Source organism: Streptomyces sp. NPDC026301 (assembly GCF_055567935.1).
In genome coordinates, this window is sequence record NZ_JBVHPN010000022.1 from 35,395 (window position 1) to 61,595 (window position 26,201).

At 71.8% G+C, this 26,201-nt stretch carries 27 protein-coding genes; 22 read left to right on the top strand and 5 right to left on the bottom strand.

Annotation, left to right across the window (positions count from 1 at the left end):
- Position 1 precedes the first annotated feature (1 nt).
- From ACZ4MH_RS29950 to ACZ4MH_RS29965, 4 genes are all read right to left on the bottom strand, one after another.
- Positions 2-406: an SCO4983 family protein gene (locus ACZ4MH_RS29950; RefSeq protein WP_351596415.1), complete on the bottom strand. Its 405-nt coding sequence runs from the start codon at positions 404-406 to the stop codon at positions 2-4.
- Between the two features lie 83 nt (positions 407-489).
- Positions 490-1,701: a pyridoxal phosphate-dependent aminotransferase gene (locus ACZ4MH_RS29955; RefSeq protein ID WP_030265453.1), complete on the bottom strand. Its 1,212-nt coding sequence runs from the start codon at positions 1,699-1,701 to the stop codon at positions 490-492.
- 293 nt (positions 1,702-1,994) lie between these two features.
- Positions 1,995-3,617 (bottom strand): N-acyl-D-amino-acid deacylase family protein, encoded by a 1,623-nt coding sequence (locus ACZ4MH_RS29960; protein ID WP_351596418.1) that lies wholly within the window; start codon positions 3,615-3,617, stop codon positions 1,995-1,997.
- Between the two features lie 11 nt (positions 3,618-3,628).
- Positions 3,629-4,921 carry an amino acid deaminase gene (locus tag ACZ4MH_RS29965; RefSeq protein WP_351596420.1) on the bottom strand — a complete coding sequence of 431 codons (1,293 nt, stop codon included), beginning with the start codon at positions 4,919-4,921 and terminating at the stop codon, positions 3,629-3,631.
- A 235-nt stretch (positions 4,922-5,156) separates the two neighbouring features.
- On the opposite strand from ACZ4MH_RS29965, the gene ACZ4MH_RS29970 reads away from it, so the two are divergent.
- The 5 genes from ACZ4MH_RS29970 to ACZ4MH_RS29990 all read left to right on the top strand — a co-directional run bounded on the left by ACZ4MH_RS29970 (position 5,157) and on the right by ACZ4MH_RS29990 (position 10,008).
- Complete coding sequence (locus tag ACZ4MH_RS29970; protein WP_467754787.1) at positions 5,157-6,191, top strand: sugar kinase; 1,035 nt, start codon at positions 5,157-5,159, stop codon at positions 6,189-6,191.
- Positions 6,188-6,964: an IclR family transcriptional regulator gene (locus tag ACZ4MH_RS29975; RefSeq protein WP_351596424.1), complete on the top strand. Its 777-nt coding sequence runs from the start codon at positions 6,188-6,190 to the stop codon at positions 6,962-6,964. Before ACZ4MH_RS29970 ends, ACZ4MH_RS29975 begins: the two co-directional genes overlap by 4 nt.
- Positions 6,965-6,972: 8 nt before the next feature.
- Complete coding sequence (locus tag ACZ4MH_RS29980) at positions 6,973-7,383, top strand: RidA family protein (RefSeq protein WP_351596427.1); 411 nt, start codon at positions 6,973-6,975, stop codon at positions 7,381-7,383.
- Positions 7,384-7,570: 187 nt separating this feature from the next.
- On the top strand, positions 7,571-9,052 hold the full coding sequence (locus tag ACZ4MH_RS29985; RefSeq protein ID WP_351596430.1) for a GntP family permease: 1,482 nt from the start codon (positions 7,571-7,573) through the stop codon (positions 9,050-9,052).
- A gap of 110 nt (positions 9,053-9,162) precedes the next feature.
- Positions 9,163-10,008 carry a trypsin-like peptidase domain-containing protein gene (locus tag ACZ4MH_RS29990; protein ID WP_351596433.1) on the top strand — a complete coding sequence of 282 codons (846 nt, stop codon included), beginning with the start codon at positions 9,163-9,165 and terminating at the stop codon, positions 10,006-10,008.
- Positions 10,009-10,115: 107 nt separating this feature from the next.
- Here ACZ4MH_RS29990 and ACZ4MH_RS29995 read toward each other — a convergent pair whose 3' ends face one another.
- On the bottom strand, positions 10,116-11,117 hold the full coding sequence (locus tag ACZ4MH_RS29995; RefSeq protein WP_467754778.1) for a chitinase: 1,002 nt from the start codon (positions 11,115-11,117) through the stop codon (positions 10,116-10,118).
- A 590-nt stretch (positions 11,118-11,707) separates the two neighbouring features.
- Between ACZ4MH_RS29995 and ACZ4MH_RS30000 the strand changes: the two genes are divergently transcribed.
- The 17 genes from ACZ4MH_RS30000 to ACZ4MH_RS30080 all read left to right on the top strand — a co-directional run bounded on the left by ACZ4MH_RS30000 (position 11,708) and on the right by ACZ4MH_RS30080 (position 26,014).
- On the top strand, positions 11,708-12,592 hold the full coding sequence (locus ACZ4MH_RS30000; RefSeq protein ID WP_351596436.1) for a hypothetical protein: 885 nt from the start codon (positions 11,708-11,710) through the stop codon (positions 12,590-12,592).
- A gap of 158 nt (positions 12,593-12,750) precedes the next feature.
- Positions 12,751-13,455, top strand: a complete 705-nt coding sequence (gene cpaB / locus ACZ4MH_RS30005; RefSeq protein WP_351596439.1) for a Flp pilus assembly protein CpaB — start codon at positions 12,751-12,753, stop codon at positions 13,453-13,455.
- Between the two features lie 8 nt (positions 13,456-13,463).
- The gene (locus ACZ4MH_RS30010; protein WP_351596443.1) at positions 13,464-14,762 is read left to right on the top strand and encodes a CpaE/TadZ family protein; all 1,299 of its coding nucleotides are present in this window, start codon (positions 13,464-13,466) and stop codon (positions 14,760-14,762) included.
- Between the two features lie 45 nt (positions 14,763-14,807).
- Positions 14,808-15,161, top strand: coding sequence for a TadE/TadG family type IV pilus assembly protein (locus ACZ4MH_RS30015; RefSeq protein ID WP_467754779.1), 354 nt, complete (start codon positions 14,808-14,810; stop codon positions 15,159-15,161).
- A 3-nt stretch (positions 15,162-15,164) separates the two neighbouring features.
- Positions 15,165-15,551: a TadE family protein gene (locus ACZ4MH_RS30020; protein WP_351599773.1), complete on the top strand. Its 387-nt coding sequence runs from the start codon at positions 15,165-15,167 to the stop codon at positions 15,549-15,551.
- A complete protein-coding gene (locus ACZ4MH_RS30025) occupies positions 15,548-16,894 on the top strand; it encodes a CpaF family protein (RefSeq protein ID WP_351599774.1) in 1,347 nt (448 codons plus the stop codon). The genes ACZ4MH_RS30020 and ACZ4MH_RS30025 overlap by 4 nt, the downstream gene beginning before the upstream one ends.
- 47 nt (positions 16,895-16,941) lie before the next feature.
- On the top strand, positions 16,942-17,880 hold the full coding sequence (locus ACZ4MH_RS30030; RefSeq protein ID WP_351599775.1) for a type II secretion system F family protein: 939 nt from the start codon (positions 16,942-16,944) through the stop codon (positions 17,878-17,880).
- An 11-nt stretch (positions 17,881-17,891) separates the two neighbouring features.
- Positions 17,892-18,761: a DUF5936 domain-containing protein gene (locus ACZ4MH_RS30035; protein ID WP_351599776.1), complete on the top strand. Its 870-nt coding sequence runs from the start codon at positions 17,892-17,894 to the stop codon at positions 18,759-18,761.
- 83 nt (positions 18,762-18,844) lie between these two features.
- Positions 18,845-20,158: a sensor histidine kinase gene (locus tag ACZ4MH_RS30040; protein ID WP_351599794.1), complete on the top strand. Its 1,314-nt coding sequence runs from the start codon at positions 18,845-18,847 to the stop codon at positions 20,156-20,158.
- Between the two features lie 14 nt (positions 20,159-20,172).
- The gene (locus ACZ4MH_RS30045; RefSeq protein WP_351599777.1) at positions 20,173-21,306 is read left to right on the top strand and encodes a response regulator transcription factor; all 1,134 of its coding nucleotides are present in this window, start codon (positions 20,173-20,175) and stop codon (positions 21,304-21,306) included.
- Positions 21,307-21,473: 167 nt separating this feature from the next.
- Entirely contained in the window at positions 21,474-21,788 is a 315-nt protein-coding gene (locus tag ACZ4MH_RS30050) for a Flp family type IVb pilin (protein ID WP_351599778.1), read from the top strand.
- A gap of 32 nt (positions 21,789-21,820) precedes the next feature.
- Positions 21,821-22,498, top strand: a complete 678-nt coding sequence (locus ACZ4MH_RS30055; protein ID WP_351599796.1) for a pilus assembly protein TadG-related protein — start codon at positions 21,821-21,823, stop codon at positions 22,496-22,498.
- A 46-nt stretch (positions 22,499-22,544) separates the two neighbouring features.
- Positions 22,545-23,147, top strand: coding sequence for a hypothetical protein (locus ACZ4MH_RS30060; RefSeq protein ID WP_351599779.1), 603 nt, complete (start codon positions 22,545-22,547; stop codon positions 23,145-23,147).
- 4 nt (positions 23,148-23,151) lie between these two features.
- Positions 23,152-23,775, top strand: a complete 624-nt coding sequence (locus ACZ4MH_RS30065) for an OmpA family protein (protein WP_351599780.1) — start codon at positions 23,152-23,154, stop codon at positions 23,773-23,775.
- A 238-nt stretch (positions 23,776-24,013) separates the two neighbouring features.
- Entirely contained in the window at positions 24,014-24,745 is a 732-nt protein-coding gene (locus tag ACZ4MH_RS30070) for an Imm52 family immunity protein (protein ID WP_351599782.1), read from the top strand.
- 45 nt (positions 24,746-24,790) lie between these two features.
- Positions 24,791-25,144 carry a DUF192 domain-containing protein gene (locus ACZ4MH_RS30075; protein WP_351599784.1) on the top strand — a complete coding sequence of 118 codons (354 nt, stop codon included), beginning with the start codon at positions 24,791-24,793 and terminating at the stop codon, positions 25,142-25,144.
- 69 nt (positions 25,145-25,213) lie between these two features.
- Positions 25,214-26,014, top strand: coding sequence for an A24 family peptidase (locus ACZ4MH_RS30080; protein WP_351599786.1), 801 nt, complete (start codon positions 25,214-25,216; stop codon positions 26,012-26,014).
- Positions 26,015-26,201: the final 187 nt, after the last annotated feature.

Consider the following 26,201-nt stretch of genomic DNA (forward strand, 5'->3'; position numbering starts at 1 on the left):
GTCAGGCGGTCGCCAGCCGTTCGGCGTCCGCGTGGACCCTGATCAGTTCCGCGGCCAGCTCCGCGGCGGCCTTGTCGGACCGGGAGTTGGCCACGACCAGGGCGTGCCCGGCGAGGGTGTGGGCACGGCGGTGGAGCGAGGGGACGCGCTCCGGGGCGCCGCCGGACGGCCGGGCGCGCAGCGGGAAGTCGCCGCCGCGCAGCCGGGCGACCTGCTCGGCGAGCCGGTCGGCGGCGTCGTCGAGCGAGCCGTCGGGCGTCAGCGCACGCAGCTCGTCGAGGGTGGTCAGCAGGGCGGTCAGATGCCCGGCGAGCCGGATGTCCAGCTCCTCCTCGCGGGAGCGGTGCGGGAAATCATCCTGCTCGGCCATGGTGTGGACCGACTTGGTGCGGATCGGCTCGTACATGGAATGGCCTCCTGGCAACGTCAGGAGACCATCCTACCTTGGACTCAGTCTAAAGTTGTCCCGCGTACAGAAAAAGAGTCCCCTCAGTACTGACCGTAACCGTCCAGGAAGCTGCCGATCCGGGTCACCGCATCCGTCAGATCGTCCTTGTTCGGCAGCGTGACCAGGCGGAAGTGGTCCGGCTCCGGCCAGTTGAAGCCCGTGCCGTGCACGATCATGATCTTCTCGGCGCGCAGCAGGTCCAGCACCATCTGCCGGTCGTCCTTGATCTTGTACACCTTCGGGTCCAGCCGCGGGAACGCGTACAGCGCGCCCTTGGGCTTCACGCAGCTGACGCCCGGGATCTGCGAGAGCAGGTCGAACGCCGCGTCACGCTGCTCCAGCAGCCGGCCGCCCGGGAGCACGAGGTCGTTGATCGACTGCCGGCCGCCGAGCGCCGTGGCCACCGCGTGCTGGGCCGGCATGTTGGCGCACAGCCGCATGTTCGCGAGGATCGTCAGCCCCTCGATGTACGAGGTGGCGTGCGCCTTCGGGCCGCACACCGCGAGCCAGCCGCTGCGGTAGCCCGCCACCCGGTACGCCTTCGACAGGCCGTTGAACGTCAGCGTCAGCAGGTCGGGCGCGAGGGAGGCGAACGGTGTGTGCGTCACGCCGTCGTAGAGGATCTTGTCGTAGATCTCGTCGGCGCAGACGATCAGGTTGTGCCGGCGGGCGATCTCCGCGATGCCGCGCAGCAGCTCTTCGTCGTACACCGCGCCCGTGGGGTTGTTCGGGTTGATGACGACGATGGCCTTCGTGCGGTCGGTGACCTTCCGCTCGATGTCGGCCAGGTCCGGCATCCAGTCCGCCTGCTCGTCGCAGCGGTAGTGCACGGCCGTACCGCCGGACAGCGACACCGACGCCGTCCACAGCGGATAGTCCGGGGCCGGTACGAGCACCTCGTCGCCGTCGTCGAGCAGCGCCTGCATCGACATCTGGATCAGCTCGGAGACGCCGTTGCCGAGGTAGATGTCCTCGACCGACAGCTCGATGCCGCGGGTCTGGTAGTGCTGCATCACCGCGCGCCGCGCGGAGAGCAGACCCTTCGCGTCGCCGTAGCCGTGCGCCGTGCCGACGCTGCGGAGGATGTCCTCCAGGATCTCCGGCGGGCACTCGAAGCCGAACGCGGCGGGGTTGCCGGTGTTGAGCTTGAGTATGCGATGACCTGCCGCCTCCAGCCGCATCGCCTCCTCAAGAACCGGGCCACGGATCTCGTAGCAGACATTGGCGAGCTTGGTTGACTGGATCACCTGCATGTCCGCCACCTTACGGGGGCGTAACAGGGGACGCGCGGTGTTATTGCGCACGTGGGAGGCGGTGCGGGGGCGGCGTACCCGGCGGCGCGGGGCGCCCTCGATGTGCATTCCAAGCCAGCGGCGACTTACCGCCGATATTTCGCAAGTCGTCACCATCGAGCGCTTCGTCATCCAAGCCGGCGACGAAATCCGCAGGCCGCTGCCGGGCGGCGGCCGGACGGGGTGTGAGCTTCGACATGCCGGGCGGACGGGCGACGCCGCACGCGCGCCCGGCATGTTCCGAAAGACGCGCCCTACCTCCGCGCCGCGGGGGTGCGCCGCACCGACCGGCCCGCGAGGACGTCGGTCCGCCTGCCGTCCTCGATCACGAAGCGCCCGTCGATCAGCACGTGCGGGATGCCCGTCGGGAGCGTGCGCGGCACCTCGAAGGTCGACCCCGCGGCCACCGTCTCCGGGTCGAACAGCACCAGGTCCGCGCGGTACCCCTCCCGTACGAGCCCCCGGTCCGGCAGCCGCAGCCGGGCGGCCGCCCGCCCGGTGAGGTGCGCGACGCACTCCTCCAGCGAGAGGATGCCCAGCTCACGGACGTACTTGCCCAGGTACTGGGGGAACGTGCCGTACGCGCGCGGGTGCGGCTTGGCGCCCTGCAGGATGCCGTCGCTGCCACCCGTGTGCACGCGGTGCCGCATGATCTGCCGGACGTTCTCCTCGTGCCCGACGTGCTGCAGGATCGTCGAGCCGAGGCGGTCCTCGATGAGCAGCCGGCGCGCGGTCACCCACGGCTCCTCGCCGCGCTCGGCCGCGCTCGCGGCGACCGTCTTGCCCACGTACCCGGCCAGCTCCGGATGCGAGACGCCGGAGATCTCGATCGTGTCCCACTCCATCGGGACGCCGTGGCAGCCGTCCGCGCCCTCGACCTCCATGACGTGCCGGATGCGGGCCGCCTCGGCGTCGTCCCGCAGCCGCGCCAGGATCGCCTCGGGCCCGCCCTCGCTCGCCCAGCTCGGCAGCATCGCGACCAGCGTCGTACAGCCGGGCGTGTACGGATACGTGTCCAGCGTGATGTCGGCGCCGTCGCCGAGGGCCTTGTCCAGCAGGGCCAGCAGCTCGGGCGCGCGGCCCTTGTTCACGCCGAAGTTCATGGTGGCGTGCGCCAGGTGCAGCGCGCAGCCCGCCTCCCGCGTCAGGCCCACCATCTCCTCGTACGCCTGGAGCGCGCCCGCGCCGTACGAGCGGTGGTGCGGGCAGTAGTACCCCTCGTACCGGGCCACCACCCGGCACAGCTCGGCCAGCTCGGAGTCCGAGGCGTACATGCCGGGCGTGTAGGTGAGGCCCGAGGACAGGCCCACAGCGCCCTGCTCCAGGCCCTCGGCGACCAGCCGCTTCATGCGGGCCAGCTCGGCGTCGGTCGCCGCGCGGTCGTCCCAGCCCATCGCCAGCATCCGGACCGTGCCCTGCGGGATCAGGTACGCGGCGTTGACCGCGATGCCCTGGCCGTCGAAGCCGTGGTCCAGCCGGTCGAGGTACTCGCCGACCGAGCGCCAGGTGAAGTCGATGTCCGAGCCGTCACCGTTCCAGCCCGCGATCTGGGCGCGGACCTCGGCGAGCGTGCGGTCGTCGACCGGCGCGTACGACAGCCCGTCCTGGCCGATGACCTCCAGGGTCACGCCCTGCGCCGCCTTCGCCTCGTGCGCGGGGTCGCGCAGCAGGGCGAGGTCGCTGTGGGCGTGCATGTCGATGAAGCCGGGGGAGAGCGCGAGTCCGTGCGCGTCGAGCACGCGCGCGGCCGACGGGCGGTCGCCCGCGCCCTCGGGCACGACGGCGGCTATCCGGCCGCCGTCGAGTGCCACGTCGGCCCGGTAGGAGGCACCGCCGGTGCCGTCGATGACGCGTACGCCGCGGATGACGAGATCCATGACCGGGCCTCTCAGAAGAACGTACGGACGAAGTCCGACACCGTGCCGTCGGCCTCGACCAGCGGGATCAGCTGCCACTTGTCGAAGGACGTGCACGGGTGGGACAGGCCCATCCCGATCCAGTCGCCGACCTCCAGCCCGGCCCCCGGCTCGGTGCGGATCCAGGCGTGCTGGTCGGAGAGGCCGGTCACGGAGACGCCGTCGGCGGGGCGCACCGAGCCGTCCCGGGCGGACCGGACGACCTGCGCCTCGGGCAGGTCCAGGTCGTACGCCGCGTCCCGCTTGCCCGCGTTGGCGAACGCCTGCGCGCCGTTGGGGCGCGAGACGACCTGCGCCCAGAGGCGGAAGGCGGGCTGCAGGGCGCCCTCGTCGGGGTGGCGGTTGAAGGGGGTGAGGTGGCGGTAGTGGCCGTCGTCGTGCGAGACGTACGCGCCGGAGCGCAGCAGCTTCAGTACCGGCCGGGACAGCTCGGGCACCTCGGCGAAGACCTCGGCGACCGTGTCGAACCACGCGCTGCCGCCCGCGCTCAGCACGATCTCGTCGAGGTCGGCGAAGCGGCCCGCCTTGTCGAAGTCGACGAGGAGGGCCACGAGGCGGCGCAGCCAGGCGGCGACCCGCTCGGCGTTCGCGTCCGGCACCTCGCCCTCGTAGCCGGCGATGCCGACCAGGCGGAGGGTGTCGGCGGCGGCGATCGCGTTGGCCAGGTCCAGGCAGGTGGCCTCGTCGCGGACGCCCGTACGGGCCGAGTCGCCCGCGCCCAGCTCGATGACGACGTCCACCGGGCGGGACGCGCCGGCCTCGCGCAGCGCGGCGTTCATCAGCTCGATGCCGCGGAGGGAGTCGACGTAACAGATGAAGCGGAAGTCCGGGTCGGCGGCCAGCTCGCCCGCCAGCCAGCGCAGCGCGGCGGCGTCCACCAGCTCGTTGGCGAGGAAGATCCGCTGGATGCCGAACGCGCGGTAGACCCGGGCCTGGTGCGGTACGGCGGCGGTGATGCCCCACGCGCCGTGCGCCAGCTGGCGGGCGAAGAGCTGCGGGGACATCGAGGTCTTGCCGTGCGGTGCGAAGGCCAGGCCGTGCCGGTTGGAGTACTCCTCCATCAGCGCGAGGTTGTGCTCGACCGACTCGGCGGACAGGGCCAGGACCGGGGTGGTGAAGCCGCCGGTGAAGAGGTTGCGGCGCTGGGCCGCCAGGGCGCCGACCGTGAGTCCTTCCGCGTCCGGAGGGAGGGCCTTGAAGCGGTGGTCCACCCGTTCGTCCGCGAGCTGTCCGATGGGGTGGTCGGACTGGGGATCGGCGGCCATGGGATGTCTCCTCAATTTCCTGTTGCATCATCTGCAACGCCCATTGCGCATATCGCTGAATGCTGTCTAGCATCCGTTTCATCGTCGGGTCAATGGTGGGAAACAGGGAGCTGAACACGCCCCCGCGACACCGCCACGGCCCCGCACCACCCACCGCAAGGAGCAGGGAAACACCGTGACCACAGCGACCACGCCACCGCACGTCACCACCGACGTCGTCTGCCTGGGCGAGTCCATGGTCACCTTCCTGCCCGCACGCCCCGGCAGACTCGCCGACGTGCCCTCCTTCGACCGCGGCATCGGCGGCGCCGAGTCCAACGTCGCCTGCGCGCTCGCCGCCATCGGACACCCCGCCCGGTGGATCTCCCGGGTCGGCACCGACGGCTTCGGCGACCACCTCCTGGAGACCATCGCCGCGCACGGCGTCGACGTCACCCACGTCCAGCGCGACCCCAAGCGCCCCACCGGCATCTACTTCCGTACCGCGGGCGAGCGCGCCACCGGTACGGAGTCGGAGGAGAACGCGGAGCAGCAGCTCGCCGAGGTCGTCTACTACCGCGCCGGCTCCGCCGCCTCCGCGATGACCCCCGCCCTCCTCGACGGACAGGCCCTCTGGGACGCCCGCGTCGTCCACGTCACCGGCATCACCGCCGCCCTCTCCGACGGCTGCCTCGACGTACTGAAGACGATCACCGAGCGCCGCCCGGGCCGCCCGCTCGTCTCCTTCGACCTCAACTACCGCGTCGGCCTCTGGCAGGACCGCGCCGACGCGGCGCCCGGCATCCTCCTCGGCCTCGCCCGCGGCTGCGACCTGGTCTTCGTCGGCGAGGACGAGGCCGCGGCCGCCTGGGACGTGCACGGCCCCGCCGCCGTACGCGCGGCGCTCCCCGAGCCCGGCGTCCTCGTCGTCAAGCAGGGCGGCGAAGGCGCCACCGTGTACGAACGGCAGCCCGACGGCACCGACACCGTGACCTTCGCGCCCGCGCTCAAGGTCGAGGTCGCGGCCCCGGTCGGCGCCGGCGACGCCTTCGCCGCCGGCTTCCTCTCCGCGACCCTGCGCGGCCTGCCCGTCTTCGACCGGATACGGCACGGCCACCTCATGGCCGCCGCCTCCCTCACCGTCCCCGGCGACCTCGGCACCCCGCCCGCCCGCGAGCTCACCGACCACCTCGTCGCGCTCGACGCCGCCGCCTGGGAGACACTGCGACTCGGCCCCGGCTGGACGGACGACGGGGCCGGGAACGTACGGGTGGAGGTCCCCACATCATGAGTCAGACAGTCGACCGCGCGCTGAGCATCCTGCCGCTGCTCGCCCAGGGACCGGCCAACCTCGAACAGGTCGCCGACCGGCTCGGCGTGCACAAGTCCACCGCCCTGCGGCTGCTGCGCACCCTCCACGAGCACGGCATGGTCTACCGCCAGCCCGACCAGCGCTACCGCCTCGGCGCCCGGCTCTTCGCCCTCGCCCAGGAAGCCGTCGAGAACCTCGACGTCCGCGACATCGCCCACCCCCACCTGGCCGAACTCAACGAAAAGGTCGGCCACACCGTCCACCTCGCCGTGTACGAGGAGAACGAAGTCCTCTACATCGACAAGGTCGAGAGCCGCTACCCGGTCCGGATGTACTCGCGCATCGGCAAGCCCGTCGCGATCACCGTCGCCGCCGTCGCCAAACTCCTGCTCGCCGACCTCCCCGAGCCCGAGCGCCGCGCCGTCGCCGAACGGCTCGAATACCCCCAGTACACGGCCCGTTCAACCCCCGACGCCACGGCCTTCATGGCCGAGCTGGCCAAGGTACGCGAACAGGGCTGGGCCACCGACCTCGGTGGCCACGAGGAGTCCATCAACTGCATCGGGGCACCCATCCGCGGTGCGGACGGCCGGCTGGTCGCGGCGATGTCGGTCTCCGCGCCGAACGTCGTCGTCTCCGCCGAGGAACTCCTCAAACTGCTCCCCCTGGTGCGCCGTACCGCGGACGCCATCAGCCGGGAGTACTCCGGCAACGCCCCGGTAAGAACCCCGCAGGACCACAAGGAAGCCTGAGAACCACCATGACCGAGAAGACCGCCCTCACCCCGGCCACCCACACCACCCCGCCCGCGAAGTTCTCCCACGGCGTCAAGAAGGGCAACATCCTTCAGGTCGCCGGCCAGGTCGGCTTCCTCCCGGCCGAGGAGGGCAAGGCCCCCACCCCCGCGGGCCCGACCCTGCGCGAGCAGACCCTGCAGACCTTCGCCAACGTCAAGGCGATCCTCGAAGAGGGCGGCGCGAGCTGGGACGACGTCATGATGATGCGCGTCTACCTCACCGACGTCGACCACTTCGCCGAGATGAACGAGATCTACAACGCCTACTTCGAGGAGCAGGGCCTGAAGGAGGCGCCGGCCGCGCGTACGACGGTGTACGTCGGCCTGCCCAAGGGCCTGCTCATCGAGATCGACGCGCTCGCCGTCCTCGGCTGAGTCTCGGCTGAACCACCCCTCCGCCCTCCCGCTACCGCACGGAAAGAGGCGTCGGCCCCCTTGCCGTTAGCGCGAGTCCTTCCCCACCCGCACGACCTGCCGCACGGCGCGGCGCTCCGTACCGACGGGGCGCCGTGCCGCGGTCCCCCCTGCCTGGAACCCCCCTGCCTGACAACGGAGCCCCGCCATGTCCCCACTGTTCCTTGCCGCGGCCCCCACCCCACCGCCACCACCGCACACCGGCGGTCTGCTCGCCCTGATACCGGGCACGCCCGGCCTGCTCATCGTCGCGGCCCTCGGCATCGCCCTCCTCCTCTTCCTGATCATCAAGGTCAGGCTGCAGCCGTTCGTCGCGCTGCTCTCCGTCTCCATCGTGGTCGGCCTGGCCGCCGGGCTCTCCGTCACCGAACTCTTCGGCACCGTCCAGAAGTCCGACGTCGTCTCGATGATCGAGAGCGGCATGGGCGGCATCCTCGGCCACGTCGCGATCATCATCGGCCTGGGCACGATGCTCGGCGCGATCCTCGAGGTCTCCGGCGGCGCCGAAGTACTCAGCTCCCGCCTGCTCCGCCTCTTCGGCGAGCAGCGCGCGCCCCTCGCGATGGGCCTGACCGGCCTGATCTTCGGCATCCCGGTCTTCTTCGACGTCGGCATCTTCGTCCTCGCGCCGATCGTCTACGCCGCCGCCAAGCGCTCCGGCAAGTCGATCATCCTGTACTGCATGCCGCTGCTCGCCGGCCTGTCGATGACCCACGCCTTCCTGCCGCCGCACCCGGGCCCGGTCGCCGCGGCCGGCCTCTTCAAGGTCGACCTCGGCTGGATCATCCTGATGGGCCTGATCTGCGGCATCCCGGCCGTGCTGGCGGCCTGGGCGTACGCCGCCTGGATCGGCAAGCGCGTCTTCGTCCCGGTCCCGCACGACATGGTCGAGGCCGCCGAGGAGGCCAAGGCCGCGGTCGCCGCGGAGAAGGCGGCGGCCGGCGTCGGCGCCGACGAGAAGCCGGTGCCGCTCGGCACCGTCCTCGCCATCATCGGCACCCCACTCGTCCTCATCCTCCTCGCGACGTTCTCCTCCATCGCGCTGCAGCCGTCCTCCGGCCGCTCGATCATCGAGTTCTTCGGCCACCCCTTCACGGCCCTGACCATCGCGCTCCTCCTCGCGTACTACCTCCTCGGCATCCGCCGCGGCTGGTCCCGCAAGTCCCTGGAGACGGTCTCCACCGCGTCCCTGAAGCCGGTCGGCAACATCCTGCTGGTCGTCGGCGCCGGCGGGATCTTCGGCGCCGTACTCAAGGGCAGCGGCGTCGCCGACGCCCTCTCCGAGACCTTCCACAACGTCGGCCTCCCGGTCATCGTCCTGGCCTGGCTGCTCTCCGTCGTCCTCCGCGTCGCCCAAGGCTCCGCCACGGTCGCCATCGTGACGACCGCCGGCATCGTCCTCCCCCTGGTAGAGGCCCAACACCTCTCCCAGCCCCACCTGGCCCTCATCATCATGGCGATTTCGGCGGGATCTATTTTCGCCTCGCATGTGAATGACGGGGGGTTCTGGATGGTCGCCAAGTATTTCGGGATCTCCGAACGCGACACCCTCAAGACCTGGACGGTCCTGGAAACCGTGCTCTCCGTCGCGGGCTTCGTGGTCGCGGCGCTGGTGAGTCTCGTGGTCTGACGCGGTCATTGCCGTGCGCGGCCATTGCCTTGCCGCCCCCGTACCCCGAGTATGTGCATGACAACGCCGGAGATTGGTGTCTTCGGTTCGCATATCGGAGAGGACCCCACATGCACAGACCTCTCGTCGGCGCTCTCGCCAGTGCCGTACTCGGAAGCACGGCTCTCATAGGTGCGGGGGCCGGGACCGCTGTGGCCGATGCGCCGCGGGTGAAGGCCGTGGACTTCGCCGGGACCGTGGCGCTCAGCAACTGTTCCGGTTCGGTGGTGCGGATGCCGGACTCGGTGGACAGCGACAAGGCGCTGGTCATGTCCAACGGGCACTGTGTGGAGTCGGGGATGCCGGGGGCCGGTGAGGTCCTCGTCGACCAGCCGTCCAGCCGCAGCTTCACTCTGCTCAGCGCGTCCGGCGGCAACAAGGGCACGCTGCGGGCGAGCAAGATCGCGTACGCGACGATGACGGACACCGACGTCTCGCTGTACGAACTGACCTCCAGCTACGCCGACATCCAGCGGAAGTACGGCATCAAGGCGTTGCAGCTGGCGACCGAGCACCCCGCGCAGGGGGCCGGCATCAAGGTCGTCTCCGGGTACTGGAAGAAGATCTACTCGTGCAGCATCGACGGGTTCGCGCATGAGCTGAAGGAGGGGGAGTGGACCTGGAAGGACTCGGTCCGGTACACCTCCGGCTGCGACATCATCGGCGGCACCTCGGGCTCACCGGTGATCGACAGCGCCACCGGCAAGGTCGCGGCGGTCAACAACACCCTGAACGAGGACGGCGCACGCTGCACGCTGAACAATCCCTGCGAGGTGGATGGGAACGGCACCGTGACGGTCCGGCAGGGCATCGGCTACGCCCAGGAGACCTACGGCATACCCAAGTGCTTCGGTACGGGCAACAAGCTCGACCTGGGGAGGGAGGGGTGCGCGCTGCCCAGGCCGGCTGGGGAGTGACCGCCTGAAAGAGGGGCCCGCCGCCGGGGAGAGCCGGCGGCGGGCCCGTTCGCGGGCGGTGGGGTGACCCGCGGGTGTGGAGGGTGGTCCGGGGGGCGCCGGGGTGCCTACGGGAGGCCGTGGACGTGGCCGCCGACCTCGTTCGCGAAGGCGTTGCCGTTCGCCGCGTCCCAGTTGGTCGACCAGGTCATCGCGCCGCGCAGCCCGGGGTAGGTCTTCGACGGCTTGAACGAGCCGCAGTTGGTTCCCTTGGTGAGGCAGTCGAGGGCCGCGTTGACCACGTCAGGTGCGACGTATCCGCTGCCGGCGGCCCGGGAGGACGCCGGGACGCCGATGCCTATCTGCGATGCGTCCAGGCCGTTCTCCAGTTGGATACAGGCCAGCGAGGTGAGGAAGTCGACCGAGCCCTGGCTGTAGACCTTGCCGTCGCAGCCGTTCATCGAGCCGCTGTTGTAGTACTGCATGTTGACGGCCGTGAGGAAGTCCTTGATGCCGAGCGCCGTCTTGAAGTACTCGTTCTGCGGCGACTGCATGTCGACGGTCTGCGGTGCCATGGTGACCACGAGGTCGCCGTGCGCGGCGCGCAGGGACTTCAGCGCCTGGGTCATATACGTGGAATTGAGGCCGTTCTCCAGGTCTATGTCGACGCCGTCGAAGCCGTAATCGTCCATCAGCCGGCCGACGGAATCGGCGAAGTTCTTCGCGGAGGCGTCATCGGCGACGGAGACGGCGCCCTTCTCGCCGCCGACCGAGACGATCACGGATTTGCCGGCCGCCTTTTTGGCCTTGATGTCCGCTTTGAAGTCGTCCGTCGAGGCATAGCCGAGCGCGGGGTCGAGGGTGAAGCCGACCTGGCCGGGTGTGCCGGTGGCGTCGGCGAACGCGACCGCGATGATGTCGTAGGCGTCGGGGACGTCCTTGAGCTTCTGGACGGTGGCCCCGTTGTCGAAGTTCTGCCAGTAGCCGGTGACCGCGTGCGCAGGTGGGGCGGCCTGGGCGGGCTGGACGGCGCCGGCCGCCGTCAGTCCGGCGGCCGCCAGCGCGGCGGCGGCCAGGGTGCCGAGCAGTCTCTTTGTGAGCGTGAACGTGCGTGGGCGTGGGCGGACCACGACAGCCTCCGGTGGGGGGTGTGGGGGTGTTACGGAGTGCGCGTTCAGGGGCCCCTGTTGCTGCCCTACAACGTGGTCCAGACCAATAAATCTGTCAAGGGTTCGGACGGGAAGGGGAATTGGCGGAGATCACGTTTCGGAGCGCCTTTTCCGGGACAGGGGGCGGAATTCCTCGGCGGGCGCCCACTGTCCGTGCGCGTTATGCGGGAAGCGGAATTCCGGTGAGGGTGAACCGGAGTGGGGGTGCCCGAAACAGTACGGAATGGCGCGTCATGGGTGGGTCGTTGCGGGCGGGTAAGCGGCAACTGATCGCTGGTTGCCCTTACTTGTGGCTGGATCGCGCCCCTTGTCCGGATCCTGCCTTGCACCGACTTGTAAACTTGATCGTTCAACGGTAATGGCCGTGGATAGATCGCCGTTGATCGGTAAATGATCTCCGGAATGGCTACGGTGAGACCGTTGTGGTGACGGTCATCGGAGGCGGCGAAGTGTTTTCTGTTGCCCGGGACGCGGCTAAAGTCTGCGCAGGACAAGACACCGCAGCGAGGGAAGTTGTGGAGCGACTGACGTGGTGAAACGGGGACACACACATGCCGACCGCGATAGCCGTCACCAGCCCTGATCTGGTGCTCGCGCCGCCGGACAGGGTGACGCCCCCCGCGCATGTGCTCGGCCCTCCGGAACGCCAGTCGCTGGACGACGCGCTGTCCCAGATGCACTTTCTCCTGGAGCAGCACGGCCATGTCCTGGTGGTCCACTCCCTGGCGGCGCCGCAGGAGCACGTGCGCCGCCTGCAGACTCTTCGGTCCGTCCTGGAAAGTGACCGGATCGCGCTGATCGGCAGCGCGTTGCCGCCGCTCGGCGTCGGTCTGCTGGTCCGTCAGTTACGCCAGCTGTCGGCGTGCGACGTGGGCCCCGGTGTGCTGGGCGCCGCCGCGAAGCTGCTCACGTACTACATCCACGCGGGCGCGCTGCTGAACAGCGTGACCCGCCTCGACGCCGTGCCCGTCAGCCTCAAGGCGCACGCCAGATCCTGGGTGCCGGGCTCGCAGTTCGCCGTGCTGGCCCACCCCACCCCGCAGCTGGTCATGCTCGGGCAGGACGGCGCCCGGCTGCCCGGTCCCGACTTCCCCACCCACCTGACGGTGGCGCAGGGGCAGTTCGTATCGGAATGGCCGGCGACCCTGGCGCGTCAGTGGGCCGTACAGGCCGTGCAGCAGGCCGAGTTGCCCGGTGAGTCGGCGCGGTGGTGGGGGACCGGCCGGCTGACCGAGTTCGCGGCCGGCATCGCGGACACCGCCGTACTCGCCCGGCTCGTGGCCTCCGTGCACCGCTTCCCCTGCCCCTGGTGCGGTCTGGAACTGATCGGCGACCGCTGCGCGTTCTGTGCCGCCCCAGTGCTCCCCGCGGAACACTCCAGCCCCTCCGGCACCACCGCCACGCGCGGAGCCGGACCGTCCGGCCGGTCGCGGTAGCGGCCATCCGGTGCGGCGGCCACAGTGGGCACATGGACGGATTACTCGGCGACGGGGGCAGCGCACGACCCGGTCACGGCCCCGCCGCACCCGCACCACCCCTGCGTCATGCCCCGCCCCGCTCACCGTAATCGCCCTGAACGAGGTAGTCCGCAACCATGAACTCACGCCAGCGCCGCGGCATCGTCCTGCTGCTCCTGTCGGTCCTGTGCGCATTCGGCGCCTTCGCCGGCGTCCTCTCGGTGATCAGCGATGTGCGGTCCAAGGTGGGCCCCGAGGTCTCCGCGTACGAGCTGCGGACCGACGTCGCCGCGTACAAGGCCCTGAGCGCGGGGCAGTTCCGGAAGGTACAGGTGCCCGAGCGCTGGCTGCCGAGGACCGCGGTGCGGGACCTGGACCAGGTGGTGGGCAGGATCGCGGTCAATCCGCTGCGGAAGGGCTCGTTGCTGCAGTCCGACATGGTCGCCGACCGGCCGGCCCTGAAGCCGGGCCAGCAGGAGATCGCGATCATGATCGACGCGGCGACCGGCGTGGCCGGCAAGATCACGCCCGGTGCCTCGGTCAACATCTACGCCACCTTCGCCGGGGAGGACGGCGACGCCAACAGCTCCAAGGTGATCGTCAGCAACGCCAAGGTCATCGATGTCGGCCGGCTCACCGCGCTCAAGCCCCGGCCGGGCGAGACGGCCGACGCCGGCGGCGAGGCGGTGCCGATCACGTTCGCGCTCAAGACGCTGGACGCGCAGCGCGTCGCGTACGCGGAGTCCTTCGCCACCCACGTACGCCTGGCGCTGGTCGCGCCGGGCAGCGACGCCACCATCCCGGACGATCAGCGGGACTACACCCTGGCCGGGGACAAGTGAGGTAACGGATGGTCACACGAATCCTCCCGGCCGTCGGCGACGCGGAAGCGGCCCGCTCGGTGACGACGCTGCTGAGCCAGCTGCCGGACACCGAGCCCGCCCCGCCCGTCGGCAACTCCACGCTGCTTCTCGACACCCTCGCGCAGCTCGCCGAGGAGTCGCTCGCCGACCTGCCGGAGGTCGTCCTCGTCCACGAGCGCGTCGGCCCGGTGCCGGCACTGGAGCTGATCCGCGAGGTCGCCCTCCGCTTCCCGGCGGTCGGGGTGATCCTGATAACCGCCGACACCGGTTCCGGGGTGTACGCCGCGGCCATGGACTCCGGCGCCCGCGGCGTCGTCGGCCTGCCCCTGTCGTACGACGAGCTGTCGGCACGCGTGCACGCCGCCGGGAGCTGGGCGGCCGGGGTGCGCCGCCACCTGACGGCGGACGCCGGGCTGCCGGCCGGGCCCGGCGGCACGGTCATCACCGTCAGCGGCGCCAAGGGCGGCGTCGGTACCACCACGCTCGCCGTGCAGCTGGCGCTGGCGGCCAAGGCGGTGGGCAGGCACGTGGCGCTGGTCGACATGGACCTCCAGAGCGGCGACGTCGCGTCCTACCTGGACGTGCAGTTCCGCCGGTCCATCGCCGACCTGGCCGGCATCAAGGACATCTCGCCGCGCGTCCTGCAGGACGTGGTGCTGCACCACGAGACGGGCGTCGGGCTGCTGCTCGCGCCGGGCGAGGGGGAGCGCGGCGAGGAGGTGGACGAGCGGACCACCCGGCAGGTCATCGGCGCGCTGCGCAGCCGGTACCACGTGGTGATCGTCGACTGCGGGGCCCAGCTGACCGGCGCGAACGCCGCGGCGGTGGAGATGGCCGACGGCGCGCTGCTGGTCGTCACGCCGGACGTGGTCACGGTACGGGCCGCCAAGCGCACGGTACGGATGTGGGACCGGCTCCAGGTCCGCAAGGCGGAGGACACCCTGGCGGTGGTCAACCGGCACAACCGCACCACCGAGATCCAGCCGCAGCTGGTCGAGCGGATCGTCGGCACCCGGGTGGCCCGTACGGCCGTGCCCGCGGGCTTCAAGGAGCTGCAGCCGGCGGTCGACGCGGGCCGGCTGCAGGACCTGGACGACCGGGGCCAGGTCAAGCAGGCGATGTGGGCGCTGGCCGGCGAACTGGGGCTGGGCCGGGGCGCGGAGGACGGCCCGGTCGGGCACGGCCGGAGCCGGCGCGGCAAGTACCGCAACGACCGCGGCTCGATCGGCCTGCGGCGCCGCCGCGGCGGCGACCCGGCCGACGGCAGACCGGCCGGGGAGGGCTGACCTATGACGGCCTGGCGAGTACGTGCTGCGCGGCGCCTGCGACGGATGCGGCAGGACCGGGGGCAGGTGGCGGTCGAGTTCCTCGGCATGCTGCCGCTCATCCTGGTCACCCTGGTGCTGCTGTGGCAGTGCGCGCTGGTCGGTTTCACGTACACGCTGGCCGGCAACGCCGCCGACCAGGCCGCCCGCGCGGGCGCCTCGCGCGGCTCCGGGGCGTGCGAGCGCGGCGGCCGGTCGGACCTGGGGGCGAGCTGGCGGGCCGCCGCGCGCATCGGCTGCGGCGAGGCCCCCGGCCTGTACCGGGCCCGGGTCACGCTGGCCGTGCCGGTGCTGTTCCCCGGTTCCCTCGCCTTCCCCTTCCACGTCACCGGCGAGGCCGCCGCCGTGAAGGAGGACTGAGCCATGGTGCCGAGCGCGCGGCGGCGGGCCGACCGGGGACAGACGGCCGTCGAGTTCGTCGGCATGCTGCCGGTGCTGATCCTGGTCGGCCTGGCCCTGGTCCAGTTCGGCATCGCCGCGTACGCGATCCAGCAGACCGGTACGGGAGCGCGCGCCGCGGCCCGTACCGCCGGGCTGGACGAGCCGCAGATCAGCCCGGACGCGGCCGGGCGGGCGGCGATGAGCGGCTGGGTCGCCAGAGGGGCGGCCTTCACGCAGCGCACGGGCGGGCCGGACGCGGTGACGGTGACCGCCAAAGTACGCATCCCCTCGATCATCCCGTTCGTCGAAGACTTCGGCGCCACCGAGAAGACGGTCACCATGCCGCGTACGAAGGAGTCCGGACCATGAGCCTGAGGGCGCGCATCAACGCCCCCGAGGAGCGAGGCGGGCAGCAGGAGGAGAACCACCTCGTCGCCGTCTACCGCGGCAAGCTGCTGGAGGAGATCGACCTCGCGGAGATGTCCTCGCTGGCCGCGGCCGAGCGGCGGGCCCGGCTGGAGCGGGTACTGGGGCACATCATCAGCCGCGAGGGCCCGGTCCTGTCCACGCACGAGCGCGCCATGCTCATCCGGCGCGTCGTCGACGAGGCGCTGGGTCTGGGCATCCTCGAACCGCTCCTGGAGGACGCCTCGGTCACCGAGATCATGGTGAACGGGCCCGACCAGATCTTCGTCGAGCGGGCCGGCAAGGTCGAGCTGCTGCCGCTGCGGTTCGCCTCCAACGAGCAGCTGATGCAGACCATCGAGCGCATCGTCTCCACCGTCAACCGCCGCGTGGACGAGAGCAATCCGATGGTCGACGCGCGGCTGCCCTCCGGCGAGCGGGTCAACGTCGTCATCCCGCCGCTGGCGCTGTCCGGTGCCACCCTCACCATCCGCCGCTTCCCCCGCTCCTACACCCTGCAGGAGATGATCGGCCTCGGCTCGCTGGACGAGCACATGCTGATGCTGCTGTCGGGGCTGGTGCGGGCGAAGTTCAACATCGTCGTCTCCGGCGCGACGGGCTCCGGCAAGACCACGCTGCTCAACGCGCTCTCCGGGCTGATCCCCGAGGGCGAGCGCATCATCACCATCGAGGACTCCGCCGAACTCCAGCTCCAGCAGGCGCATGTGATCACGCTGGAGGCCCGCCCCGCCAACGTCGAGGGCAAGGGCCGGATCACCATCCGCGACCTGGTGCGGAACTCGCTGCGGATGCGCCCGGACCGGATCATCGTCGGCGAGGTGCGCGGCGGCGAGACGCTGGACATGCTGCAGGCGATGTCCACGGGGCACGACGGCTCGCTGGCCACCGTGCACGCCAACAGCGCGGAGGACGCGCTGATGCGGCTGCAGACCCTCGCGTCGATGTCCGAGGTGGAGATCCCGTTCGTGGCGATCAAGGATCAGATCAACAGCGCGCTGGACGTCCTCGTCCAGCTCACCCGGCACGCCGACGGCACCCGCAAGATCAGCGAGATCGCGATCGTGGACTCCTACGGCCGCGAGGACTACCGGCTCGTCTCGGTGGCCAAGTTCCTGGCCCGCCCGATGGCCGCGGACGGCAGAGTGCACGGCAGTTTCGAGTACTACCCGCTGCCGCGCCGGGTCGCCGACCGCCTCTACATGAAGAACGAGCCGCTGCCGGCCGCCTTCGGCGTCGCCTCCGACGCCGGGCAGCTCGTCATGCGCAAGGGCGAGTACCCCGCCTGACCCTCCGCCCGCCACCCCGCCCCCTCACGGAGGAAACCCCCGCCGCCATGGACAACCTCGCGCTCCTGACGCTCGGCAGCACGCTGCTGTGCTGCGTGTTCGCCGTGCTCGGCGTGCACGCCGTCGCCTCGGGCCGGGCGCAGCACGCCGCGCTGGTCGACCGGCTCGACCGGGCCGGGCAGCTCCGCGCGCCGGGCCGCCGCCGCGGCTTCGACGGCCTGGACCGCCGGCTGCGCGGGACGCGGTTCGGCAAGCGGCTGGAGATCCGGCTCGCCGCGACCGGCCTGGACCTCACGCCCGGCGTGTTCTTCGCCGCCGTGGTCGCGGCGGTGCTCGGCCTGTGGATCCTCGCCAGTGTGCTGCTCGCGCCGTTCTTCGGGCCGATCGCCGGGGCGGCGGGCCTGTGGGGCGCGTTCGCGTACCTCAACTGGCAGCGCCAGAAGCGCACCGAGCGGTTCATCGGCCAGCTCCCCGAGCTCTCCCGGGTGCTCGCCAACGCCACCCAGGCGGGCCTGGCGCTGCGTACCGCGCTGGCCATGGCCGCCGAGGAGCTGGAGGCGCCGGCCGGCGAGGAGCTGGGCAAGGTCGCCGACCAGCTCGCCATCGGCCACTCCATCGACGACGCGCTCGGCGCGCTCGCCGAACGGCTGCCCTCGCGCGAGCTGGTCGTCCTGGTCACCACGCTGGTACTCGCCAACCGGGCGGGCGGCACGGTCGTCAGCTCGCTGCGCAACCTCACCGAGACGCTGGAGGAGCGCAAGGAGACCCGTCGCGAGGTCCGTACGCAGCTGTCGCAGGTCACCGCCACCGGGTACGTCGTCCCGCTGCTGGGCCTGGGCGCGCTGCTCGTCATGAACGGCATCTGGCCCGGCGCCCTGGACAAGATCACCGGCAGCGTACTGGGCCAGGGCGCGATCCTCGTCTCGCTCGCCCTGTACGCGCTGGGCTTCGTCCTCGTCCGCCGGCTCGGCAAGATCGACGTCTGAGAGGCCGCATCATGGGACTCCTCTTCGCCCTCCTCCTCGGCCTCGCCGTCCTCGGCGCGGTGTACGGCTGGCGGCTGTACCGCTCCGAGGCCAAGCTGCCCGCCGACCTCGTCGTGGCGCTGGAGGTCGGCTCCTCCCGCACCAGCGCGGCGGGCTCGGCCATCGACCGGCTCGGCATGCGGTACGCGCCGATGGTGCTGCGCATGATGGGCCCCAAGCGCGTCGACCGGCTGCGCAAGCGCATCGACATGGCGGGCAACCCCGGCGGCCTCACCGTCGACCGGTACGCGGCCCGCCGCTTCGTCTACGGCGTCACCGGCGCGCTCGGCGCCCTCGCGATGGCGGCGAACGGCCAGCCGGTGCTGGCCCTCCTCATGGTCGGGTTCGGGCTCTTCTGGGTCGAGGTCGCCCTGTGGGCCGCCGTCCGGCAGCGCAAGGAGGCCATCGAGCGCACCCTCCCCGACTTCCTCGACGTGCTCGCCGTCGTGGTCTCGGCGGGCCTCGGGTTCCGCCAGGCCCTGGACCGTACCGCCGAGAAGTACCAGGGCCCCTGGTCCGACGAACTGCGCATCACGCTGCGCCAGATGGACATGGGCGTCAGCCGCCGCCAGGCGTTCGAGGAGCTGCGCAGGCGCAACGACTCCGAGCAGGTCGCGATGTTCGTCACCGCCCTCCAGCAGGGCGAGGAGCTGGGCGCGCCGATCGTCGACACGCTCATCGCGATCGCCAACGACATGCGGCGCACCGACGCCCAGAACGCCCGCCGCAAGGCGGCCAGGGCCGTGCCGAAGGCCACCACCACGATCACGATGGTGATGGTCCCGGCCACGATCCTGCTGATCGGCGCGGGGATGTTCCTGGGATCGGGGCTGCTGGGGTGAAGCGCGGCGCGGCGGACCGGCGGGTGCGGCGGGGCGGTGCGTTCCGGCGGCGCGCCGCCGCGCCCATCACCGCGGGCGGTCCGCTGCCGCCGCACGGCCCCGAGGACCCGGCCGCGCCCACCGCGGAGCCCACCCTCCGCCTCCAGCTCAGCGCGCTCCAGGCGCTGTGCCGGCAGGTCTTCGGCTTCCGGCTGGCGATGATCGCCCTCGCCACCCCGTTCGCGATCTACGGCACCAAGCGCGGCTGGCCCACGGTCCTGGTCTGCTCCGCCGTGCTGTTCACCTTCATGGCCTCCTACATGCTCTTCCGCGACTGGGAGCGCTTCGGGCCGCTGCTGCTGCGCCACCACTGGCTGCTCGCCCTGGACGCCGCCTTCGGCGCCCTCCTGCTCTTCACGGCCTCGCCCGCCAGCCCGCTCAGCTACGTCACGATGTGCACGCCGCTGCTGGCGGGCCTGGCCTACGGCTGGCGCGGCGCCGGCGTCTTCGCCTCGCTGACCGTCTGCATCGTCCTGCTGGCGTATGTGGGCGACGCCGACCTCGACGTCACGCTCGCCGGCTCCACCCTGCTGCCCGGCGTCTGCGTCCTGGCCGGCGCGGTCGGCGTCACCCTGCGCAACCTGATGCTGCGGTTCGGCGCGGCCAGCCAGGCGCTGAGCGAGACCCGCTCCCGGCTCGCCGTCAACGAGGCCGTCGAGTCCGAACGTGCCCGGCTGGCCCGCGAGATGCACGACTCGGTCGCCAAGACGCTGCACGGCCTGGCGCTGGCCGCCGACGGCCTGGCCGGCTCCGCCGACCGCACCGATGCCTCGACGGTCAAGCGCCGGGCCGAGCTGGTCTCCCGCGCCGCCCGCCGGGCCGCCGCCGAATCCCGCGAACTCCTCTCCGACTTGCGGCGCGAGACCGGCCTGGACGGCGGCGTCGACGTGTTCGGCGAACTCGCCGCGCGGGTCGCCGACTTCGCCCGCCGGACGAATTTCACGGCCTGCTACCGCCCGCTCGGCGACGCCGCCGCGCTCCAGGTCCCGCACGCCATCGCCCGCCAGCTGCTCACCATCGCCACCGAGGCCATGGACAACGCCCGCCGGCACGCGGCACCCAGCCGCCTGGACGTCTCGGCGGGCGTGGTCGAGAGCAGCCTGCGCATCAGCGTGTACGACGACGGCCGCGGCCTGCCGCCCGGCACCACCCTGGACGGCCTGCGCCGAGCCGGGCACTTCGGCCTGGTCGGCATGGTGGAACGGGCGGCCGGCATCGGCGCCCGCATCCGCATCGGCCGCGGCCGCGCCACGAAGGGGACGGAGGTCCGGGTGGAACTCCCGCTGGCGGCCGTCCTGCCGAAGGCACCGCTCGCGCCGCTCCCCGTACCGCTGTCCCGTCCCCCCGCCAGGCCGTGAGAGGAGGCCGCACCATGCCGGAATTCCGTGATCCGGGCGGCGCGCCCGCCACCGATCCGTTCACCTTCGACGACATGTTCCCCTTCGACGACGAGATGTTCGCCCTCGACGACGAGCCGTTCCCCTTCGGGGACGGGCCGTCGGGGTTCGGAGACGGGCCGTCGGGCTTCGGGGAGGCCCCGGCCGTCTTCGGGGACGGCCCCCTGCCCGGGCGGGGCGCGCCCCTCCGCGTCCTCGTCGCGGACGACAACCCCGTCGTACGCGCCGGGCTCACCGTCCTGCTCTCCGGGCGCCCGGACATCGAGGTCGTCGCGGAGGCCGCCGACGGCCGCCAGGCGTACGACGAGGCGCGCCTGCACCGCCCCGACGTCGTCCTGCTCGACGTGCGGATGCCCGGCGTCGACGGCATCTCGGCGCTGCCCCACCTCGCCCGCCTCGCGCCCGTCATGATGCTGACGTACAGCCGGGAGAGCGCGCTCGTACGGGAGTCGCTGCGGCTCGGTGCGGGCGGTTACCTCGTGCACGGCGAGTTCACCGCGGACGAACTGGCCGACGCGGTACGCGACATCACGGCGGGCCGCGCCCGCTTCACCACAACGGCCTGCAACGCCCTGCTGGCCCACGTCCGTTCCGGCGGCGCGCCGTACGGAACCGGCCAAGGAGCCGGTGCTTCACCTTCCGGCCACCGTGTGGGCGCCCCGGACGAACGCGCTGCTCCTGCAAATGGCAATTCCGGTCAGAATGGCCCGGCCGGGGACGCTAGTTCGCAGTATTGCGGGGCACACTCGGTCTCGAATTCATCGCGTCCGTTGCAAACCACTTCGCAACCGCAAGTCGATATGGCACAGTCTGCGACTGGGCCGCACCGAGCGGCCGCTGCCGTCCCCGCACAGCGGGACGGTGCCCGGTGGGCGCAGCAGGGAAACGGCACGGACCGGTTCGGGCTGAGCCATCGCGAGGCGGAGGTGATGGGACTGATCGCGGCAGGCATGACCAACGCGCAGATCGCCGCCACGTGCTTCATCAGCGAGAAGACCGTCAAGAACCACATCAACCGGATCTTCACCAAGCTGCACGCCACCAGCCGCAGCCAGGCCATCGCGGTCTGGCTCGGTACCGCCCGAAGGGGAACGCAGAGCCATGGCTGACGGGGGGACGGGCCGCCCGGCCCGACGGGTGCCCGGCGCGGACCGCGCCGATTTTTGGGCCCGCGGGGAGGTTTGGGCCCGGTTTTGGGCCCGGGGACCCATGCCGGGCGCGGTGTCCGCGGCGTACGTTTCCGGGGTCGCCGGCGGTACCGGCCGGGGGGAAGCAGGTGCCACGTACGGCGTGGAAGCCTGCGCGCCGGCCCGAACTCGGCCGGCCGGACCCGGAGGGGAACACCACCATCATGAACCAGCGGATGCTCAAGGCCACGACCGCCACCCAGGTGTACATCGGCTCCTGGCGGGACGCCTGCATCGAGCGGATGTACGGCCGGGAGCGCTCCAAGGGGCAGACCGCGGTGGAGTACATCGGCATGATCGTGGTGGTCGTGGCGATCATGGCGGCGATCGCCGGGTTCACGGACATCGGCGACACGATCAAGAACAAGATCAAGGCCGCGATCAACAGCGTCAGGACCGGCTGAACCTGCCCGCGCCGGGGATCTCCCGCGCGCCGCTGCGGACGTGCCGCGATTCAGGGCAGGCCCTCCCCATCTACATCACGGTGGTGGCGGGCCTGCTCTTTCTCGCGTTCGCGTACTTCGCGGTCGGACAGGCGGCGGCCGCCCGCAACGGCGCCCAGTCCGCGGCCGACTCGGCGGCGCTCGCGGCCGCGCAGGACGCCCGCGACCAGCTGCGCGAGGCGCTGCTCGGCTCCCTCCACGAGCCCGCCGACTGGCCCGTACTGATCAAGGGGCAGCTCTACGACGCGGCCAGGGCCTGTCTGGCGGCCGGCAGCTTCGCGCAGCGCAACGGTACCGCGGTGGCCGGCGACGGCTGCCGGCAACTGAGCGATCAGCGGGAGGGCTTCACCGTCCAGGTGCGCACCACCGGCGGCATGGGCGCCTCGGTCATCCCGGGCACCGAGAACGAGCAGGCAACGGCAAGTGCCGTCGCGGTCATCGAGCCGAAGTGCGCCCTGCGGCCGGACGAGAAGCCGGGCGGGGGCGGTACCGGTGACGAGGACCCGAAGCCGAAGCCCGGCGGGGACGACGGGGACAAGGACCGCGATCCCCGGCGCCTGAACCTGATGTGCGACGGCCAGGAGTGGTCCATCGATCCCGAGGAACCGGATCCCGCGCACCCGGACTTCCCGCGCGCGGCCGATCTGTTCTCCGTAAAGCTTGCCGGCTGAAGCCCTCTCACGGCTGACGGCGCGAAGACGAGTAGAGGACGAGTTCATGAGTATGTGGCAGATCACCCCGGCGCGACGGACGGTGGCCGCCGCTTCCCTCGCGGCGGCGCTCGCCTTAACGCTGTCCGCGTGCGGTGAGGACCCCGCGAAGACGGCGAACCGGATCCCGTCGTCCAGTCAGCAGCACACCAGTGACCAGGCCGGCGGCGAGCGGGCGCGGCAGCCCGAGCAGCCGGCCGACGACACGGTGATCGCCACGCTGCACGGCCCGCAGGGCATCACGCTGGACGTGACGTCGGCGACGCGCGACTCCAGCGGATTCGTCACCGTCAACGGCAACTTGAAGAACTCCTCGGGCAAGGACTTCACCGACACCGCCCAGTGGACCGGCCCCGAGCTGGCCATGAAGCGGGCCGCCGGCGACTCCCTCGGCGGCGCCACTCTCGTCGACAAGACCGAGAAGAAGCGGTACTACACGCTGCGTGACACGGAGAACCGCCCGCTGGCGACCACCGGCCTCGGCATCGTCGCGGCCAACTCCGACCAGAAGGTCTTCATGCAGTTCCCCGCGCCGCCCAAGAGCACGACGGACGTGGACCTGCAGATACCGACCTTCCAGGCCGTCTCCCTCACGCTGACGGACGCGTGATCCGATGAGCACCCCTCACCGCTACCGCGTGCGCGGGCCCGTACTGCTGCTGTCCTCGGCGCTGGCGGCGGGCCTGACGCTGGCCGGCGGGTCGGCCGCGCTCGCCGACGAGGACGTGCCGGCGGCGCCCTCCGTCTTCCGCGGCAAGGTCGACGTCAAGGACCCCGACCTCAAACTCCCCGAAGGCAAGACCCTCGCCGCGCCCAAGGTGCTGGACATCAAGACCGTCGTCGGCGACGAGCGCGGGACGGAGCAGCGCGAGGACTCCAACTCCGACGTGAAGTTCCAGCTCCAGGCCGAGGTGCTGTTCGGCAAGGACAGCGCGGAGCTGTCCGGCGAGGCGAACGACCGCATCGGGCAGATCGCCGACGAGATCGAGAAGCAGCACGCCACGAACGTGACCGTGGCCGGCTTCACCGACGACCTCGGCTCGTCCGCGCACGGCCTCAAGCTGTCCAAGCGGCGCGCGGACGCCGTCCAGCGGCAGTTGAACGAGGACCTCGACGGCAGCGGCATCACCTTCGAGATCCGCGGCTACGGCGAGGACGCGCCGGTCGCGAGCAACGACACCGAGGACGGCCGCGAGAAGAACCGCCGCGTGGAAGTGTCCTTCCCGCGGGCCGAGTGATCATGCCGGTGTCCGTGACGGGCGCCTCGATGTGAAGAGACACCACATAACCCCGTGAAGGTGGTGAAGAAGGCGCAGGCCGGACTCGACGCGGCACGGGGGCGGATGACAGCGTGCATCCGGACCGGGCGGGCGCCGGCCTGATGGCTGCCGTACGCGCCGGCCGGCGTGCCCGCGGCAGCAGACCGCGGGCACGGCGACGAAAGGCAACGAACGGAACACCTGAGTGGGAGCTGACGTGACACTGGATCTGACGGTCGGCGGTGTCTGGGGCCCGCGGCAGGAGAGCCCGGACCAGCTCGCCGAGCGCTGGCTGCGACTCCTGCGGCGGCTGGCGAGGATCGCGCCGGAGGACTTCGCGGGCTGGCGGGCCGAGGCGGTCGGACAGGCGGAGCAGCTGCCCGAGAACGTCGACGCGGACTGGTTCGCCTCGTACCTCTCGCGCGTCAATCCCCAGGACGACGCCGCCACGATCGGCTACTCCGCCGTCCTGGTCGCGGCCCGGCCCGGCCGGCCGATCATCACCCTGTGCGTCGGCGCCGGCGGGACACCGCAGTTCGCGCCGCAGACCGCCGTCATCACGATCCGCTCCGCCGACCTGAACGATTCGGCACCGCTGGTCGCCCGGCTCCCCGAGGTGCTCACCGCGATCGCGGAGGAGTGGGACGCGGACTGGGGCGACATCGCCGACGACGACCTCCTCGGCGCGCTGGAGAAGGAGTACGAGCTCGACAACTCCACGCCGCGCTGCGGCCGGGCCGTCTACCTCTCCAGCGGCCGCCGGGCGCTGATCCCGGAGGACGTACCGGGGCGCCGGTCGCACACCGAGCACGGCGGCCTGGTCATCGACCTCGGCAGGCCGGACGGCACGGGCCCGGACGCCGATCACGTACTCGCGGTCAACGGCCTGCTCCGCAAGGCCGGTGCGCTGGAGGAACTGCCGTACCCGATGGACCGCGCGAAGTGGTGACCGCGCGGCGGCAATATCCCGGCCCGGCGTAGGGGAGGGGACACCATGGGCAGGTGGCGGGACGGCCGGGGGCGGCTGGGGATCACGGCCGGCGAGAGCGTCCCCCTGGAGATCGCGGCCTCCTACCGCGCCAGGACCCGCGGGCTGCTGGGCCGGGACGGCATCGAGGGGGCCGTCCTGCTGACGCCCGCGAGCAGCATCCACACCTTCCGCATGCGCTTCGCGATCGACGTCGCGTACCTGGACCGTGACCTGACCGTCCGCGCCGTCCGCACCATGCGGCCGAACCGGCTCGGCCGCCCACGGCTCCGCGCTCGCCACGTCCTGGAGGCCGAGGCGGGCGCGATGGCCTGCTGGGGCCTGCGGCCGGGCACCCGCCTGACGATCGAGGCGCCGTAGGGGCCGCGTGGCCCGTTGTTGGGCCCCAGGGCCCATGACCGGGCCGCCGGCCGGCCGTACGGTCGAGGGGTGCATCCGCTCCTGATCGCCCTCGCCGCCGTGTTCGGGGCCGCCGCCGGGCTGCTCGTGCCGCGGGCCGCCTACCGCCTGGCCGTCGAGCCCGAGGAGGGGCGGCGCGCGGCGTGCCCGCAGGGCCACCCGATCACCGGCGTGGCAGGCGGCTGGCTGGGCCGCGCGCGCTGTACATCCATGGGGTCCGCCGCACTCGTCGCCGTCCCCGCTTCGGCCCCCCTCGCCTCCGCACCTCCCGTCCCCTGCCCGGCCTACGGCCCCGCGCGCGCCACCGCGCCCCTCGTCACCGCCGCGGCCTGCGCGCTGCTCGCCGCGGCCGTCGGGCCCCGGCCCGAGCTGGGCGTGTGGCTGCTGCTCGCGCCGGTCGCGGTGCTGCTGGCGACGGTCGACGCGGTGGTGCACCGGCTGCCGGACGTGCTGACCCTGCCGGCGGCCGGCGCCGCCGCCGCGCTCCTGGGGGCCGCCGCGCTGCTGCCGGGCCACCGCGGGTCCTGGACCGGCGCGCTCCTGGGCGGACTCGCGCTGGCCGCCGCGTACTTCGTGCTCTTCCTGATCCGGCCCGACGGGCTGGGCTTCGGCGACGTCAAGCTGGCGCTGACGCTGGGGATCGCGCTGGGCTGGTACGGCTGGGCCGTGCTCTTCCTCGGCGCCTTCGCGGGCTTCGTACTGGGCTCGGTGTACGGGATCGGGATGATGATCGGGCGGCGTGCGGACCGGAAGTCCGCGATGCCCTTCGGCCCGTTCATGGTCCTCGGCGCGCTGCTCGGCCTACTTCTGGGGGGATTCGGCACCACCTGAGCGGTATGTGCCCTATGGTCGTTTCCGCACCGCCCGTAGCGATCAGCTGGAAGCGCATCGCCCGGGCCGCCCGCCCCCGCGCCGGGGGCGGCACGGCCCGCGGCGACGAGCCACCAGCCGGTGTGCGGCACGGCGGCGCGCCGCTGCCCGGCAAGGCAGGGACCGAGGACCGTGAGGATTGGGGGCC

Coding starts and splice junctions, on each gene's coding strand:
- ACZ4MH_RS30045 (WP_351599777.1), top strand. CDS start 20,173: ATGCCGGAATTCCGTGATCCGGGCGGCGCGCCCGCCACCGATCCGTTC.
- ACZ4MH_RS29950 (WP_351596415.1), bottom strand. CDS start 406: ATGTACGAGCCGATCCGCACCAAGTCGGTCCACACCATGGCCGAGCAG.
- ACZ4MH_RS30065 (WP_351599780.1), top strand. CDS start 23,152: ATGAGCACCCCTCACCGCTACCGCGTGCGCGGGCCCGTACTGCTGCTG.
- ACZ4MH_RS30030 (WP_351599775.1), top strand. CDS start 16,942: ATGGACAACCTCGCGCTCCTGACGCTCGGCAGCACGCTGCTGTGCTGC.
- ACZ4MH_RS30020 (WP_351599773.1), top strand. CDS start 15,165: ATGGTGCCGAGCGCGCGGCGGCGGGCCGACCGGGGACAGACGGCCGTC.
- cpaB (WP_351596439.1), top strand. CDS start 12,751: ATGAACTCACGCCAGCGCCGCGGCATCGTCCTGCTGCTCCTGTCGGTC.
- ACZ4MH_RS30060 (WP_351599779.1), top strand. CDS start 22,545: ATGAGTATGTGGCAGATCACCCCGGCGCGACGGACGGTGGCCGCCGCT.
- ACZ4MH_RS30010 (WP_351596443.1), top strand. CDS start 13,464: ATGGTCACACGAATCCTCCCGGCCGTCGGCGACGCGGAAGCGGCCCGC.
- ACZ4MH_RS29980 (WP_351596427.1), top strand. CDS start 6,973: ATGACCGAGAAGACCGCCCTCACCCCGGCCACCCACACCACCCCGCCC.
- ACZ4MH_RS29960 (WP_351596418.1), bottom strand. CDS start 3,617: ATGGATCTCGTCATCCGCGGCGTACGCGTCATCGACGGCACCGGCGGT.
- ACZ4MH_RS29970 (WP_467754787.1), top strand. CDS start 5,157: ATGGTCACCTTCCTGCCCGCACGCCCCGGCAGACTCGCCGACGTGCCC.
- ACZ4MH_RS30075 (WP_351599784.1), top strand. CDS start 24,791: ATGGGCAGGTGGCGGGACGGCCGGGGGCGGCTGGGGATCACGGCCGGC.
- ACZ4MH_RS29990 (WP_351596433.1), top strand. CDS start 9,163: ATGCACAGACCTCTCGTCGGCGCTCTCGCCAGTGCCGTACTCGGAAGC.
- ACZ4MH_RS29985 (WP_351596430.1), top strand. CDS start 7,571: ATGTCCCCACTGTTCCTTGCCGCGGCCCCCACCCCACCGCCACCACCG.
- ACZ4MH_RS29975 (WP_351596424.1), top strand. CDS start 6,188: ATGAGTCAGACAGTCGACCGCGCGCTGAGCATCCTGCCGCTGCTCGCC.
- ACZ4MH_RS30015 (WP_467754779.1), top strand. CDS start 14,808: ATGCGGCAGGACCGGGGGCAGGTGGCGGTCGAGTTCCTCGGCATGCTG.
- ACZ4MH_RS30025 (WP_351599774.1), top strand. CDS start 15,548: ATGAGCCTGAGGGCGCGCATCAACGCCCCCGAGGAGCGAGGCGGGCAG.
- ACZ4MH_RS29965 (WP_351596420.1), bottom strand. CDS start 4,921: ATGGCCGCCGATCCCCAGTCCGACCACCCCATCGGACAGCTCGCGGAC.
- ACZ4MH_RS30000 (WP_351596436.1), top strand. CDS start 11,708: ATGCCGACCGCGATAGCCGTCACCAGCCCTGATCTGGTGCTCGCGCCG.
- ACZ4MH_RS29955 (WP_030265453.1), bottom strand. CDS start 1,701: ATGCAGGTGATCCAGTCAACCAAGCTCGCCAATGTCTGCTACGAGATC.
- ACZ4MH_RS30035 (WP_351599776.1), top strand. CDS start 17,892: ATGGGACTCCTCTTCGCCCTCCTCCTCGGCCTCGCCGTCCTCGGCGCG.